The 895-nt window shown below is 67.2% G+C and carries 1 protein-coding gene; it reads right to left on the reverse strand.

Going from position 1 to position 895, the window contains the following annotated elements; all coding sequences use genetic code 11:
* The coding region (locus IB258_RS30185) for a VCBS domain-containing protein (protein WP_225590570.1) at positions 1-895 on the reverse strand (895 nt) is incomplete at both ends.

The raw sequence follows: 895 nt of genomic DNA on the forward strand, positions 1-895 counted from the left end.
TCTGGCCGGCGGGGACCGTGCCCTTGGCCACGCCCACGACGTTGGTGACGTCCGCGCCGAGGGTGTCGGCACCGGTGCCGGTGATGACGTTGCCGGAGGCGGTCAGTGCGGTGTCTTCCGTGACGGAGGCGGTGTCGGGCTTGGCTTCCGGAGCGGTGTCGGTGATGAGCACGACCAGGTCGTCAGACTTGACCTGGTTGGCCGCATCGGTGACGGTGACGGTGAACTTGTCGGTGACGGAGTCGTCGCCGGCGGTGTGGTTCTTCGAGGTACCGTCCTGCTGGTAGCTATAGGTGATCTTGCCGGTGGCGGGGTCGTAGCCAGTCAGCGTGAGCTTGCCTTCGGTGCCGTTGACGACGACCGGGGTGGTGCCCAGCGCCTGCAGGTCGGCCACAGAGAGGGTGACGTTGCCGATCTTGACGGTGGCCAGGCCTTCCGGTGCGGTGACGGTCAGTTCGCCGGTGACCGGCTGCGTGGCGTTCTCGGCGATGCTGACGTTGCCGGCATCGGCGCCGTTGGCGTCGGGGACGGTCACGCCGGGCACGCCATCGGTGTGGCCGTTGATGGTGACGGTGATGGTGGTGGTGCTGACGTCGCCGTCGGCATCACGGATCGTGTAGGTGAAGGTGTCCTTGAGCTGCTGTCCATCGAGCAGCGCGTTCACGCGCGGGTCGTTGTTGTTCAGCTCGTAGGTGTAGGTGCCGTCGGCCTTGAGGACGATCTTGCCGTACTCGCCGTTGACGGCGGTGTTGACGTTGCCGGTGACGTTCTGGCCGGCGGGGACCGTGCCCTTGGCCACGCCCACGACGTTGGTGACGTCCGCGCCGAGGGTGTCGGCACCGGTGCCGGTGATGACGTTGCCGGAGGCGGTCAGTGCGGTGTCTTCCGTGACGGA

The sequence above is a fragment of the Achromobacter sp. ACM02 genome (assembly GCF_014851605.1).
Classification (GTDB): Bacteria; Pseudomonadota; Gammaproteobacteria; order Burkholderiales; family Burkholderiaceae_B; genus Achromobacter; species Achromobacter aegrifaciens.